Below are 13751 nucleotides of genomic sequence, written 5' to 3'. Positions count from 1 at the left end.
AAAGGGCATCAATGGAAGAAATCACCTCCGGCGCGAACGCTATCCCCCTCCTGGTGCCGCCACAGCCCCAACCTCTCACCCCCCACGCCGCCGACTGCGACAACTGCCGGGGAAGCGGGTGGGTCTTCCCCGGCGGCGACGGGCAAGGTCCCTGGAAGGACAAAGAGCCCATGCAATGCCCGCTATGCAAGGGGACGGGGAAGGTGTGAGAACGTGACCGACCTCGACCGCGCCCACTCCGCCCTGACCGATCGGCTGGACACCACCGACGCCATCCGCACCGCGTTCTCGGCCCACCCGCGTCACGAATACATTCCCGACGCGATCTGGCCCAGCGCGGTCGGTGCACCGCTGAACCGCGCCGACGATCCAGATGGATGGGCGCGCGCCGTCTACAGCGACGACTACGTCACCACACAAGCCAACGACGGCGACGACGGCCCGATGAACACGCCTACGTCGTCATCCTCCGCGCCCCAACTCATGGCGGACATGATCGAGGCGGCCGGGGTCGGGCCGGACATGCGCGTGCTGGAGATCGGCACCGGAACCGGGTGGAACGCGGCGATCCTCGCCTCCCTCGTCGGCCCCGAGGGGTCGGTGACGAGCGTGGAGATCGACCCCGACGTCGCCGCGCACGCCCGGTCCCGGCTCAAGGCAACCAACGTGGAGGTGGGCACCGGCACCATCCCGGACGACTCCGAGGTCTTCGACGCCCTCATCGCCACGTGCGCGGTCCAGCGCGTCCCCCGGGAGTGGGTGGAACGGGTCGGCCCCGACGACCGGCTGGTGATCCCCTGGGCTCCGTACCGCGAAGGCGGACCCACACCCGTCGCCGCCCTGCGCAGGACGGGGCCGGGCACCGCCAGCGGCCCGTTGACGCGTGACGCCTCGTTCATGCGCGACCGCCGACAACGCGGGGCGCGACAGCGGTTCCCCGGCACCGGCGAGGAAGCGACCAGTAGGTCAACCTTCCCCGAGGGGTCGAGGGACCTCCTCGACAACGACCGCCTGACCCGCCTCGTGCTCACCTGCCCGGGGCTGTACATCGCCGTGGGAGGCCGCCCTTGGAGGGACGGTGCCGCACCGGTCGTCGCCCTGGGCGAGGGCGACGACTGGGCGCACATCTGGCCGGACGGTTCGGTCACGCGTCACGGCACCGGCGCTCTGACCACCTTCACGGAGGCGTACACGATGTTGGAGGACACGGGTTGGCCCGGCCTGGAATCCTTCACCCTGGAAGTGGACGCGGAGAGCGGCGTCCACACCATCCGCTCCAGCCTGGGCACGTGGAAACACCCGGTGTAGGAACCACACACCGCGTGGCCCGGGGCCACCGACCCGACATCCTTGGAGAACACCGTTGAGCGAACCGCGCATCCTGCTGACCGGACAGACCATCGCGTGGGCCGCCGACGTCCGGGCCGAACAGTGAACCGGGAGCGGAGCGCCGACGCCGTCAGGAAGTGGGCGGAGGATATCTTGCGCCAACTTGGGAAACCCCGCCCGTCCAGACTGAACGCCACGGCAGTGGAAAATGTCAATGCTTTTATCATTGAAAGCGGGCTCGAACCCGGGTCCACCCTTCGTTTGGGTTTCGACAGCGCTTCCTGGGGAGGCGGTGAGCCGGGCGTGCTGGTCGGCCTCTCCCTCGGCCCCGGGGGACCGTGGTCCATGGTGAGACTTCCGGACTCCTTGCCAGACGCTGAATCGATCAGGATGCTCGCGGATCAGCTTCAGGACGAGGTTCTGGAAAGCACCCACGGCGATCCGGCTCCCACGTGCCCGGGACACCCCCATCCCGCCAAACCCGATGTGGTGAACGGTGTTCCTTCGTGGGTGTGCCCGCGGGACGGCCGCAACATCCGCCCGATCATCTCGTCGGAGTCTGTTGAATGACGGCGTGGCCTCACGTCAGTGGGGTCACCCGGTCGGAATCCCACGCTCGGGATGGGCGACCGCGCGCGTCACCGCGCCAGCAGCCGGTTGACCTTCCGGGGCAGCGCCAGCCCGACCAGGCCGACGAGGGCGTACCCCACCTGCCCCGGCGCGAGCATCCCCAGCACGACCCCCGTGTTGGCCCCGGGCGCGCGCAGGAACTCCCTCATCCGCGGATGCGCGTAGGGCACACCGTTCCCCGACACCAGCAGCGTCCCCACCGCGACCAGCGCCAGCGCCGCCCACACGGTCCCGCCCGCGTCGAGTCCGCCGAGCCACGTCTCCGCCCGGTCGAACGCCAGCAGCGCGTACGCCGCCCCGTCCGCTCCGGCCGCGACCTCCGCCCCGCCGAGCACCGCCGACACCCCGGCCACCACCGGCAGCGCCGCGAACAACGCGCCCGCCGACCGGGCCCCGGTCACACCCCCGGTCGCCGACAGCCCCAGCCGCGCGGCCAGGTCGCGCGCGTTCCTCGTCAGGTCCTCCTGCGCCGGGTACCGCCGCCAGGCCCGCCCCTCCGACCGGGCCTCCCCCATCGCGTTCGCCCGCCGCCAGCGCAGGAACCGCCACGTGTCGCACAGCGCGGCCGGTCCCCGCCGGGCGGCGATGACGGACACGGCCAGTTCGTGCGCGATCGACGACGCCGTCGTGGCGAGCGTGACGGGCAGGTCCACCCATGAGAGCGCGACGCGTCGGAACAGCGGCGCGATGTCGGCGGGGACCCGCACGCGCATCGCGATCGACCTCCCCCACGCCCGCCGCCGCAGCCCCGCCAGCGGCGGCTGTCCAGGCAGTGCCGGGGTGCTCTCGGCGGCCGTGCCGATCATCCGGTAGTCCATGGCGACCGCGCACACCAATGCCAGGAGCAGCAGCCACGGAGTGAGCACCCCGCCGCCGAGCAGGCCGTGGACGATGTCCGTGGCCGGGTGCAGGGCGGCCCCGGCGAGCACCGCGTTGAGGTTGAGGTGGTCCAGGAGCGCGACCGTCAGCGCCACGGGGGGCAGCAGCCACAGCCATCCGCCGTACCGCCGTCCGACGATCGCCAGGCCGAGGACGGCCCCGACCAGACCGGTGGTGACGGCGTGCCCGGCGAACACGGCGAGCACGGTCCCGTCCGGTGCGGTGACCGTGGTGCCGCCCGGCAGGAGGAACCCGTCGTCGGCGGACAGGTCGGCGGCCCCGAGGGAGACGTCGGTGAGCACACGTTCGGCCAGTTGGAAACCGGCCCCGGAGGCCGCGGCCAACAGCAGCAGGTCAACGGCGGCCAGGCGGCGGGCCCGCCGGTGGGCGACCAGCGCGAACAGCAGCAGTGGGGCGAGCTTGCCGAGCTCCTCGACGGGGACGGCGACATAGGTGTAGCCGACCACGCCGTAGGGCTGCGCCCCCATGAGTCGGAGGAGGGCGGACTCGGCGGCGGCGATCGGCCAGAGCAGGGCCGCGCCGACGGCGGTCATCCGCAGCAGGTCGGCGAAGGAGACCGTGCGGGAGCGGGCGATCCAGGCCAGCTGCACGAGCAGGAGGACGGTGGCGGCCAGGGCCGGGACCGTGGCGTCCAGCCCGGGGACGGCCAGGGGCGCGGCGAGCAGCACGACGACCATCGCCCACCCCCATGCCCCGCGCAGGGCACGCAGGGCGCGGACGGTGCGCGGTGAGCGCCGTCGGGCCAGATCGAACGCGCGCGCGACGCGTTCGGCCAGGTCGGGCCCGGGTCCCCGGGGCGTCTTGGTGTGTCGGGCGCCGGGGTCGACGCAGCGGTACAGCTGGGCGGCGCGGGACAGCTGGGAGCCGCCGTCGGCCTTCGCGCGGGCGGCGAAGGCGTCGCGCGCCTGGGGGATGTCGGCGCCCACGAGTTCGCGGACGAAGTCGGCGGGCCCCGCCGCGACGGTGAGTTCGTCGGCCGCGACGAGCACGGCGGCGGAGAAGTCCTCGACGCAGACGAGGAAGTCGGTGGGGTACGGCCCCCAGCCCCGGATGAGGTCGATGAGGGTGTCGGTGTCGAGCGGGACCTCGGTGACCGGTTCGTAGGAGAACTCGGCCCGCGTGCGGCAGACCAGGAGCCGCGCGACGCCCATGGCCCTGCCCGCGTCGACGATCGCGCGGATGAGGTTGCGGTCGCGCGGCACGACGAACGGCGTCGTGACCTTGCCTCCGGCCCGGATCCAGTGCGAGTCGAACTCGGTGGCTCCGGCACAGACGCGCAGCACGAGGTCGCGCGCGAGCATGGCCTGTTCTTCCATGGGGGTCCTCGAGCCGTACCGGGGGCGGTCCGGGCCGTCCAGGGGCGGGGCGACCCGGACCGAGCATAACGGCGCTGTGGGTGGGGCGCGTCACACGCCCTCTCCCCGTGGGAGGCGCCGTCGCGACACCCCGTGCGCCGGTCCGTCCCGCCCACAACGCTCAGGCGGGACGCGCCGCACGGGCGGCGGGCGACGCCTCGGCCGGGTGGGGCGTGCGGGCGGGGCGCGGCCCCACGCCGAGGGCGTCCCCGCACAGCTGGACGAGGTGCCGGAGACCGGGCAGGTCGATCGTCCACCCCAGCAGCGCCCAGCCGAGGTTGAGGTGCTCCATCCCCCTGGCCAGCGCGGCGATGCCGCTCCACCGCTGCCCGTCCGGCGTCTCGTAGGTGAGGCGGTACAGCACCTCGGGGTGCTCGGCGGCGGGACGGATGTCGAGCGCGATCGGCGCGCGGGCGGTGAACCAGCGGGCGAGGGTCAGGCACAGCGCGCAGTTCGCGTCGACGTGGAGCACACCCCGCGTGCGCCCCGGCCAGGGGCGCCACCGGGGCAGCCAGGGCCGCACCCGCGACCGGTAGGCGGTCCAGTCCTCCCCGAAGCGCTCACGCAGCTGCGCGCCCTCGTGCCACTCGGCCAACCCGACCGCGTAGACCACGGTCGCGACGGCCAGGAGCAGGAGCAGCGGTTCCCGCAGCAGCAGGGCGAGGAGGACGTAGAGGAGGGCCGTCGAGGTCTGCATCGGGTTGCGCACGAACGCGTACGGCCCGCTGGTGACCAGGCGGCTCGGCGGGTCGTAGGGCAGCGGCGTGCCCCCTCCGACCCGTGCGAACTCCCGGGCGGCGGCCAGCGCGGGCAGCCCCACGACGAAGAGGAGCTGCACGGCCGTGAAGGCCTCCGCCGCCGTCATGTCCCGCCCCAGGGCCACGAGCGGCCCGCCCATCAGGAGCCCGCCCGCGAGGGTGGCCTGGGCCCACATCCGGGCGTGGACCCACTGGCCCTCCCTCGTCCAGTAGGCGAGCAGCAGCGCGGGGATGAGGCACACGGTGGCCCCGACGATCTCGCCGACCATCCACCGGTCGTCCAGGACGACGACGGGCTCGGCCAGGGGCATGAGGACGACGTCGGCCCAGACCAGCACGAAGGAGAGCAGCGGCACCGGGAGCAGGCGCAGCAGGAGGGCGGGGAGCGCTCCCCACAGCAGGACCCAGGCGAGCATGAGGTCCACGGGCATCCCCCACCACACCGCGCCCTCGGCGTGGAAGGTCCACCATCCCGTGTGCAGCGCGTACAGGTTGAGCGGCACGAGGGTCAGCACGGCCCAGGCGCTGGCCACGATCATCGCGGCGGTCTCGCGCTGTCGGGGCGCGCGCCACAGGCACAGTCCGACGAGCGCCAGGGCGGGGAACGCCAGGCCCAGGCCGCGCACGAGGCTCGCGGGGAGATCGGCGGTCATCAGCGGTCCTCCTCCCCGGGCGCGGCGGAGGCGAAGGTGTCCGCGAGGTACGCGGCGGCCAGGTCGACGGTGTGGGACTGGAGCGGGCCGAAGTACCAGGACGGTTCGTAGGTGCGGTCGAAGTCCATGGTCCAGGTGATCCTCGTGCCGCCTCCCTCCGCCGACCACCGCGCCTCCGCCCGGTGCACGTCCATCCAGCGGGCGAGCGTGGTGTCCTCGACCACCGTGAACACGACGCGCCCGCCGTCGGGTCGGATCTCGCTCTCGGTGATCTCCAGCTCCATGTGCCGGGGGACGGGCTCGGCGCCGATTCCCAGCGACTGTCCGGGGGTGAAGTGGACGGTGCGCGTGTCACCGACGGCCAACCCCTCCCCGACCGCCTCGACGGGCAGGGGGAAGGGGACCGCGCGCAGGAGGAGGGCGTCGGGCTCCGCGTACTCGGGCGGCGCGGCCAGCGCCTCGGCGACCCGCTGCGGGCGCACGTCCGTCCACGCCGAACCCGTCCCCTGGTCGGCCCTCGGCAGGATGGCGGTCCCGCCGACGCCCTCCAGCGCCAGGACGAAGAGCAGCGGGACCGCGAGCAGGGCCTGCTGGGAGCCGCGCCCGCCTCGGGCGATGGCGCGGAAGATCGTGATCACCAGTGCGACGATCCCCAGCATCAGCGGGGCCGCGATCAGCAGGCACACCAGGCCCTCGCCCAGCAGGGGACCCGACAAGGCCAGCGCCAGGGTGGTGACGACCAGGCCCAGCCCGACCGCGGTTCGCGGCTTGGCGTAGAACGCGACGGCCAGGGCGATCAGCGCCGGGAGGCCGACGTAGAGGAACGCGGTCTGGTCCAGGCCGCCCCAGCTCGTGACGCGCAGGGAGGTGAAGGCGGCGAAGATCGCGGCGACGGCCCCGACGAGGATCCAGCGCTCACGGCTGATCCGGCGCCGTGCCGGGGGTTCAGGGGGTTCGGACACCACGACGCACACTCCATCTGTCGGACACGCGATTAAACCAAGTGCTTTAATCAGATGATTAAACCGTATGATGAACCCGTCCCCGAACACAAGGAGGGTCATGGCCAAGGGCGGCGGACGCAGATCGAGCGAGGAGACCAAGGAGCGGCTCCTGGCCGCGGCCGGCGAGGTCCTGCGGGAGGAGGGGTACGCGGGAGCGTCGGCGCGGGCGATCGCGACGCGCGCGGAGGCCAACTCGGCGCTGGTCTTCTACCACTTCGGCGGCGTCGACCAGCTGCTCCTGGCCGCCCTCGACCGGTCGAGCGCCGAACGCCTGGCGATGTACCGCGAGCTGACCGCCGGCGCCCGCACCCTGGAGGAGCTCGTGGCGGCGGCGACCCGGATCTACCGGACCGACCTGGAGCGCGGCTACATCGCCGAGTTCTCCGAGCTGGTGGCGGCCGCCGTGACCAAGCCGGAGCTGCGCCGGGAGATCAAGGAGCGCGCCGAGCCGTGGATCGCCTTCATCGAGCAGGAGTGGGAGCGGGTGCTCGGCGGGTCGCCCCTGGCCAGGCTGGTGCCCGCGCGCGAGGTCGCCTACGGGGCGATCACCTTCTACCTGGGGGTGAACCTGTTCTCGGTGCTGGACGAGGACCACTCCCGCACCGAGGCGGTGTTCGACCTGGCCACGCAGCTGGCCCCGCGCGCCAAGCTGCTCACGCTCCGGCTGCCCCGACGCGGCGGGCGCGGTGGCGACGTAGGCTTCGCCGAGAACACCGAGGACGCCGAGGAGGACGCGTGAACGACATCGAGGTGGCGCCCGGGGTCGAGTTCCCGGACACGTCCGACGGGCGGACGTGGGTGGCGGGCGCGGTGATCGCGGACCCCTCGGGCCGGGTGTTCGCGCAGCGCCGGTCCCCCACCCGCAAGGTTTTCCCGCACTGCTGGGACATCGTCGGCGGCCACGTCGAGCGGGGCGAGACCATGGTGGAGGGGCTGGCCCGCGAGGTGGAGGAGGAGACCGGCTGGCGCCTGACCGGGGTGCTCGCCGAACTGTTCTCCCTCGACTGGGACCCCGGCGACGGCGTCACCCGCCGCGAGGTCGACTACCTCGTGCGGGTCGAGGGCGACCTCTCCGCGCCCCGGCTGGAGCCGGGCAAGCACACCGAGTTCCTGTGGGTGGACGACTCGACCGTCCACGTGCTGCGCGACGAGCGCGACCCGGGCGACTACTTCATCACCGACATCGTCCAGCGCGGCCTGGACGCCGCGCGCACCGACTGACGTCAGCCGGTCCCGCGCGCCTCGGCGACCGCCAACGGCAGGCCGTCCAGCAGATCCGTCGCGCTGACCGGCGCCCCGCCGCGCGCCAGCACCGCGGCCCGTCCGTGCAGGTAGGCGCCGCACATGGCGGCCTCGTACGCGGGCAGTCCGCTGGCGAGCAGCGCGCCGATCGCCCCCGCCAGCACGTCGCCGGACCCGGCCGTGGCCAGCAGCGGCGTGCCCGTCGGGTTGGCCGCGGCGGGCAGGCCCGGCTGCGCGATGACGGTGGTCGACCCCTTGAGCAGGACCGTGCAGTCGAACTCGTCGGCGACCCGGCGCACGTGCTCCAGACGGCGGGCCTCGATGTCGGACCGGTCGGCACCGGGCAGGAGGCGGGCGAGTTCACCGGAGTGCGGGGTCAGCAGGGTGTGCGCGGTGCGCTCCCGCAGGGTCTGGGCGAGCGACGTTCCCCCGTCGCCGCTGAGCAGGGTGAGGGCGTCGGCGTCGACCAGCAGGGGGCAGTCGCTGTCCAGAACCGCGTGGAGTTCGTCGGCGTTGGCCGGGTGGGTTCCCCGACCCGGCCCGATGACCAGGGCGGAGACACGCCCGGGGCCGAGCCTGGTGCTGCCCTGGGGGTCGAGGTCGACGGCGACCGTCTCCGGCCAACGGGCGAGCACCTGGTCGACGGCGGCGCTCGCGCCCCCGTAGCGGACCATGCCGACGCCCGTGCGCAGCGCCCCTCCGACGGTGAGGACGGCGGCGCCCCGGTAGTGGTCGGAGCCCGCACGGACGGCGAGCAGGCCACGGCGGTACTTGTCGGACTCCGTGCCCGGTTTCGGCAGGAGCGCGGCGATGTCCACAGCCTGTGGACGGATCAGGTCGGGGCCGCCCAGTTCCGGGGTGAGGCCGATGTCCACCAGGTGCACCCGACCGGCCCGGTCGGCGCCGGGGTCGACGCAGAGTCCGGGTTTGAGGACGCCGAAGGTGACGGTGACGTCGGCGCGCACGGCGTGTCCGGGCACCTCGCCGGTGTCGGCGTCCACCCCGCTGGGCAGGTCGACGGCGACGACGGGCGCGGGCGCGTTCTCGGCGAGCACGGCGAGCGTCCCGTAGGGCTCGCGGAGTCCGCCGCGCCCGCCGATCCCCAGCATCCCGTCGATGATGAGGTCGGCGTCGAACAGCTCCCCGCCGTCGCTCGGGTCGCCGAGGAAGGTGCGGACCCGACCCCCCGCCGCGCGCAGGGCCGCCAGTCCCCCCTCGTGGGCGCGCGGCCCGGCGAGCATGCCGTACACGGCGGCTCCGCGCGCGGCCAGCAGGGCGCCCGCGTAGAGGGCGTCGCCGCCGTTGTCCCCGCTGCCGACCAGCAGCACCACGCGCGATCCGTACACGCGGGGCAGCAGTCGGGCGCACTCCACCGCGAGCCCGGTCGCGGCGCGGCGCATGAGCGCGCCCTCGGGCAGGCGGGCCATGAGCGCGCGCTCGGCCTCGCGGACGGCGCTGACGGTGTGTGCGGACCGCACGGGGCACCTCCTGGTGTGGACGCCTCCGCCCTCGGGGCGGGTGGATCGTGACCATCGTGCCCTACGCGTGGCCGGGCGTGCCTCCACCGCCACACCTGATCACCGCTCCCGACCCACACCCCTCGCGTCCACCGGCGGTCGGCGTCGCGGGGTCACCGCGGAACACGCCCTGGCCGCGCCGAGCGCCGTCACCGCACCTCGGCGACGACGGGCTCCCTCTCGCCGATCAGATCGCCCAGTTCCACCTGGACGACCTCGACCTCGCCGACGACCGCGATCTGGCCCGAGGTCGAGTCACCGGGCGCGAGCGACCCCACCATGATCGGCTCGATGTCCGCGAAGAGCACGTCGGCCCAGTCGTTCACGGACGACCCGTCGCTGAGCGTCAGGGTGAAGTAGATGGGGTTGATCTCGATCGACTCGTCGGAGTCGTTGACGATCTCGATGTCCACGACCGTGTAGACGGCGGACTCGTCCAGGATGTCGCCCGTCGTGCCCGCGTCGGTCGCCGTCATGGTCACGCCCTGGTCCGTCGCGGGCTCCTCGGCCGCCGGGTCGGGCGCCGACTCCTGCGCCGCCGGGGCCTCCTCCCGCGCGGAGGGCTGCGCGACGGGGGACTCGGGGTCCGCCGCACCGCCGCCGACGAGGTTCGCCACGATCGCGATGACCAGCCCGACGATGACGATGAGGCCCACCGAGCCACCGACCGCCAGCGCGACCTTCCCCCCGGTGGACATCCCCTGCCTGGGCGGCGGGCCGTACTGGGCGCCGCCCGGCTGGTAGCCGTACTGCGGGTCGCCCTGGGGCGGAGGCGCGTATCCGGGCTCGCCGTACTGCCGCCCGGTCTGGTACGGGTCCCCGTACCGCTGCCCGCCCTCGTACGGGTCCCCGTGGTGCGGCGCACCGTACCGGGCGTCCCCGGGCGGCGGCCCGAACCGCGGCTCGCCCGGCGCGGACTCGTGGTCGTGGGGACCGTGCGGCTGCTGCGGGTCCGACGGGTACTGCGGGTGGGACATGGACGCGCTCCGAGATGGGGAAGGGGAACCGGGGGCGGCGGCGGAGGGGCGCCGTGTGCCGCGTGGCGACCCGTGGACGGGTGCGTCTGGACCCTACCCAACGCCTCTGCCGAACGCAGGCCTCCCGTGGGCCCACGGGCACGTACCGACGTGCCCCACCTGCGCGAAAGGCGAAAGCGCGCCCGGCCGTCCCCGCCCCTTACCGGGGGTCGGCCGAGGCGGTCCGGCGCGAGTACTACGCTGTGTCGTTGACGGCGGACCGCTGACATGGGCGGACGCCCGGACGCGAGTGTGAGCGGAGGCGCCGTGGTCGACTGGCTGACCATGACGATTCAGATGGCGTCGCTGGCGATGGCCGGCTGGTGCCTCGTCTCGACCTTCCGTGACCAGCCCATGCTGGTCCCGCACCTGATCGGCATGGGTGTCCTGTGGCTCCTGGTGATCGGTCAGGCCGTCGTCTCCGCCGTGGCCATGGTCGGCGGCGACCGCCCCGCCGAGACGGTCATGTTCGTGTCCTACCTGGCCACCGTGGTCCTCCTACCGCCCGCCTGCGCGGTCTGGGGGTTCATGGAGCGCAGCAAGTGGGGCCCGGCCGTCATCGCCTTCGCCTGCCTGGTGCTCGCGGTCCTCATGGTCCGCCTCGAACAGCTCTGGAACCCCGTTGTCTGACACCGCGACGCCCGCCGACAGGACACTGCGCACCGGCCCCGGGCGGCTGCTGGTCGCGGTGTACTCCGTGTTCGCCCTGGCCGCGACGGCGCGCGGCTCCTACCAGCTCGCCACGAGGTTCGACGAGGCCCCGCTCGCCTACGCGCTGTCGGTCGCCGCCGGGGTGATCTACCTGGTCGCCGCCGTCGGCCTGGCCCGCGCCGGTCGCACGTCCCGCACGGTCGCGCTGGCCGCGTGCGGCGTCGAACTGGCCGGTGTGCTCCTGGTCGGCGCGCTCAGCGTGTTCGTCCCCGGTCTGCTGCCGGACGACACCGTGTGGTCCCGGTTCGGTTCGGGCTACGGCTTCGTCCCCCTGGTCCTGCCGGTCCTCGGCCTGTGGTGGATCCTGCGCGTGCACCGGAGGGACCGCGACCGGCTCGCCGCCGACCGCGGCTGACCCGGCTCCGACCGCCGCCGGGCCGACCGCCGCCCCCACCGGCGTCCGACCGACTCCCACCACCCCGTTTCCCGCGAGGCGACCGTGTGTCGAGACCCCGCGGGTCCTAGGCTGGCGGCCATGTCCGACCAACCCTTGACCCTCCCCGTGGCCGTGTCCGCCGACTGGCTCCGCGACCACCTCGACGACGTGGTCGTCGTCGACTCCCGCTGGTACCTCGACGGCCGCTCCGGGCGCGAGGCCTACCGCTCCGGGCACCTGCCCGGCGCCGTGTTCACCGACGTCGACGCCGACCTGGCCGAACCGCCCAGCCCCGAGGGCGGCCGCCACCCCCTCCCCTCGCCGACCGACTTCGCCGCCGCGCTCGGCCGCCTGGGCATCGGCGACCACGACGCCGTGGTGGTCTACGACGACGCGAACGGGTCCGTCGCCGCCCGTCTCGTGTGGATGCTGCGCGTCCTCGGCACCCCCGCCGCGTACCTGGACGGGGGTCTGCGCACGTGGACCGGCGACCTGGAGAAGGGCGACTCCCGCCGCGCGCCCGTCCACCGCACCCCGCGGGCGTGGCCCGCCGACCGGGTCGTGCACACCCCGACGGTCTCCGCCGAGATCGGCGACCCCGCGCGACTGCTGCTGGACGCCCGCGTGTACGGCCGCTACACCGGTGAGGAACCCGCCCCCGTCGACGCCCGCGCCGGACACGTGCCCGGCGCCCGCAGCGCCGAGTGGCCCGCCAACCTGGACGGCGACGGGTTCCTGTCCAGCCCCGACGTCCTCCGTGAGCGCTTCGCCGCGCTCGGGGCCGACTCCGCCGCCGTCATCACCGCCTACTGCGGCTCCGGTGTCACCGCCTGCCACGACCTCCTGGCGCTGGAGCACGCCGGATACGCCAACACGCGGCTCTACCCCGGATCGTGGAGCCGCTGGGGCGCCGACGAGAGCCTGCCCCTCGAGACCGGGGATCCCCACGGGTCCCGATAGTCTTCCCACGTCACAACCTGGCCGTCCGCGAGATCCCCTCCGGACGGCCTTCTTCCTGGCCGTTTCCGGACAGGGACGAAACCGGGCGGCCGTGGAGCGCGTCAGACGGGGGACGCCCACGGGCGCCGTTGACCGTCACCTCCGCCACAGCGAAGCGAGGAACCTTGGCCACCGAACTCCTGCTGCTGCTCGCCGTGCTCGTCGTCGGCGTCGTGATCGGCGTCGTGATCGTGTCGAACCGCGCGAAGAAGAACACGAACGTGAGGGCTCAGACCCCGCCCCCGCCCCGAGACCCGTTCGCCAACGAGGGCGACACCACCGGCGACCCCCGCGCGCTCAAGGCGGGCGACATGCTCGACTGGGGGCACGAGCGCACCTGGATCCGCGGCTCCCTGCGTCTGTCCGAGGGCGGCTACACCTGGTCGGAGCACTTCCTGGAGGTCGACGGCGGCAAGCGTTGGCTGTCCGTCGAGGAGGACCCCGACCTGGAGCTGGTCCTGTGGACCGCCCGCCCCGACACCGAACTGACCCCCCACGCCAAGACCCTGGAGTTCGAGGGCGTCACCTACCGCCTGGAGGAGAGGGGCACCGGCTCCTACCGCTCCGAGGGCACCACCGGTCTGAGCGCCCAGGGCGGCCTGGACTACGCCGACTACGAGTCCGACACCGGCCAGCTGCTCTCCTTCGAGCGGTTCGACCACGGTGGCTGGGAGGCCGCCACCGGCCAGAAGATCCTCCCCGGCAGCTTCACGATCTACCCCGGGAGCTGAGCCGCACGTGCGCGCGAGCATCAGCACGCCCTTCGTCGACACCAGGGCGGACGACCTGGTGTGGACCCTGAGCCACCCCGTGGTCGAGGCCCTCGCCGTCCGCACCGTCGAACGGCCGGGTCCGCGCGTGCGGCTGCGGGTCCTCGGCGCGTCCCACCAGGTCGTCGTGGAGCGGGATTCCGGTGACGGGACCGGCCCCCTCGTCGAGACGGTCGCCTGCCTGCCCGACGTCACCGGCGGGCTGCCCGGCATCGCCGACCTGCCCTCGTGGGGCCACGGCGACTACCGGTTCACGTCGACCGTCGAGACACTCGACCCGGGCGACCTGGCCCGCCGGATCGACCTCCTCCGCGACGAGGTGGCCGACTCCCCCGGCGGGCTGTACGTCACCTTCCCCGGCGACCCGCTCGCCGTGACCGCACTGCACCTGACCCCCGAGGCACCGCTGAGCTGGAGGACCTGGCACGCCTACCCCCAGAGCGGCGAACTGGTGTCGACGACGACCACGCTCACCCCCTGACCATCCCCCA

Annotated in this window: 13 protein-coding genes; 8 read left to right on the top strand and 5 right to left on the bottom strand. The window is 73.6% G+C overall.

Annotated elements, in window-relative coordinates:
• Positions 1-213: 213 nt before the first annotated feature.
• Entirely contained in the window at positions 214-1308 is a 1095-nt protein-coding gene (locus AB0I72_RS10810; protein WP_358565507.1) for a methyltransferase domain-containing protein, read from the top strand.
• A gap of 659 nt (positions 1309-1967) precedes the next feature.
• On the opposite strand, the gene AB0I72_RS10805 is transcribed toward AB0I72_RS10810, so the two are convergent.
• From AB0I72_RS10805 to AB0I72_RS10795, 3 genes are all read right to left on the bottom strand, one after another.
• On the bottom strand, positions 1968-4175 hold the full coding sequence (locus tag AB0I72_RS10805) for a PrsW family intramembrane metalloprotease (RefSeq protein ID WP_358565504.1): 2208 nt from the start codon (positions 4173-4175) through the stop codon (positions 1968-1970).
• Between the two features lie 160 nt (positions 4176-4335).
• Positions 4336-5625 (bottom strand): methyltransferase, encoded by a 1290-nt coding sequence (locus tag AB0I72_RS10800; RefSeq protein ID WP_358565501.1) that lies wholly within the window; start codon positions 5623-5625, stop codon positions 4336-4338.
• Positions 5625-6587, bottom strand: a complete 963-nt coding sequence (locus AB0I72_RS10795; protein ID WP_358565498.1) for a hypothetical protein — start codon at positions 6585-6587, stop codon at positions 5625-5627. The genes AB0I72_RS10800 and AB0I72_RS10795 overlap by 1 nt, the downstream gene beginning before the upstream one ends.
• A 100-nt stretch (positions 6588-6687) precedes the next feature.
• Here AB0I72_RS10795 and AB0I72_RS10790 point away from each other — a divergent pair, with 100 nt between their 5' ends.
• Together AB0I72_RS10790 and AB0I72_RS10785 are read left to right on the top strand one after the other, a co-directional pair.
• A complete protein-coding gene (locus AB0I72_RS10790; RefSeq protein ID WP_358565495.1) occupies positions 6688-7368 on the top strand; it encodes a TetR/AcrR family transcriptional regulator in 681 nt (226 codons plus the stop codon).
• Positions 7365-7850, top strand: a complete 486-nt coding sequence (locus AB0I72_RS10785; protein WP_358565492.1) for an NUDIX domain-containing protein — start codon at positions 7365-7367, stop codon at positions 7848-7850. Before AB0I72_RS10790 ends, AB0I72_RS10785 begins: the two co-directional genes overlap by 4 nt.
• Before the next feature lie 2 nt (positions 7851-7852).
• On the opposite strand, the gene AB0I72_RS10780 is transcribed toward AB0I72_RS10785, so the two are convergent.
• Both AB0I72_RS10780 and AB0I72_RS10775 read right to left on the bottom strand, forming a co-directional pair.
• Positions 7853-9349, bottom strand: a complete 1497-nt coding sequence (locus tag AB0I72_RS10780; protein ID WP_358565489.1) for an NAD(P)H-hydrate dehydratase — start codon at positions 9347-9349, stop codon at positions 7853-7855.
• 188 nt (positions 9350-9537) lie between these two features.
• On the bottom strand, positions 9538-10365 hold the full coding sequence (locus AB0I72_RS10775; protein ID WP_358565486.1) for a DUF4352 domain-containing protein: 828 nt from the start codon (positions 10363-10365) through the stop codon (positions 9538-9540).
• A gap of 306 nt (positions 10366-10671) precedes the next feature.
• Between AB0I72_RS10775 and AB0I72_RS10770 the strand changes: the two genes are divergently transcribed.
• The 5 genes from AB0I72_RS10770 to AB0I72_RS10750 all read left to right on the top strand — a co-directional run bounded on the left by AB0I72_RS10770 (position 10672) and on the right by AB0I72_RS10750 (position 13741).
• A complete protein-coding gene (locus AB0I72_RS10770) occupies positions 10672-11034 on the top strand; it encodes a hypothetical protein (protein WP_358565649.1) in 363 nt (120 codons plus the stop codon).
• The gene (locus AB0I72_RS10765; RefSeq protein WP_358565483.1) at positions 11027-11470 is read left to right on the top strand and encodes a hypothetical protein; all 444 of its coding nucleotides are present in this window, start codon (positions 11027-11029) and stop codon (positions 11468-11470) included. The genes AB0I72_RS10770 and AB0I72_RS10765 overlap by 8 nt, the downstream gene beginning before the upstream one ends.
• 120 nt (positions 11471-11590) lie before the next feature.
• Positions 11591-12451, top strand: a complete 861-nt coding sequence (locus tag AB0I72_RS10760; protein ID WP_358565480.1) for a sulfurtransferase — start codon at positions 11591-11593, stop codon at positions 12449-12451.
• A gap of 164 nt (positions 12452-12615) precedes the next feature.
• Positions 12616-13221 (top strand): DUF4178 domain-containing protein, encoded by a 606-nt coding sequence (locus tag AB0I72_RS10755; RefSeq protein WP_358565477.1) that lies wholly within the window; start codon positions 12616-12618, stop codon positions 13219-13221.
• A 7-nt stretch (positions 13222-13228) separates the two neighbouring features.
• On the top strand, positions 13229-13741 hold the full coding sequence (locus tag AB0I72_RS10750) for a DUF2617 family protein (RefSeq protein ID WP_358565475.1): 513 nt from the start codon (positions 13229-13231) through the stop codon (positions 13739-13741).
• Positions 13742-13751 lie beyond the last annotated feature (10 nt).

The sequence above is a fragment of the Nocardiopsis sp. NPDC049922 genome (genome assembly GCF_040660275.1).
Lineage (GTDB): Bacteria > Actinomycetota > Actinomycetes > Streptosporangiales > Streptosporangiaceae > Nocardiopsis.
The sequence above is the reverse complement of the archived record's forward strand: the minus strand, read 5'-3'. Positions and strand labels throughout refer to the sequence as shown.

Coding starts and splice junctions, on each gene's coding strand:
- AB0I72_RS10805 (WP_358565504.1), bottom strand. CDS start 4,175: ATGGAAGAACAGGCCATGCTCGCGCGCGACCTCGTGCTGCGCGTCTGT.
- AB0I72_RS10760 (WP_358565480.1), top strand. CDS start 11,591: ATGTCCGACCAACCCTTGACCCTCCCCGTGGCCGTGTCCGCCGACTGG.
- AB0I72_RS10775 (WP_358565486.1), bottom strand. CDS start 10,365: ATGTCCCACCCGCAGTACCCGTCGGACCCGCAGCAGCCGCACGGTCCC.
- AB0I72_RS10790 (WP_358565495.1), top strand. CDS start 6,688: ATGGCCAAGGGCGGCGGACGCAGATCGAGCGAGGAGACCAAGGAGCGG.
- AB0I72_RS10800 (WP_358565501.1), bottom strand. CDS start 5,625: ATGACCGCCGATCTCCCCGCGAGCCTCGTGCGCGGCCTGGGCCTGGCG.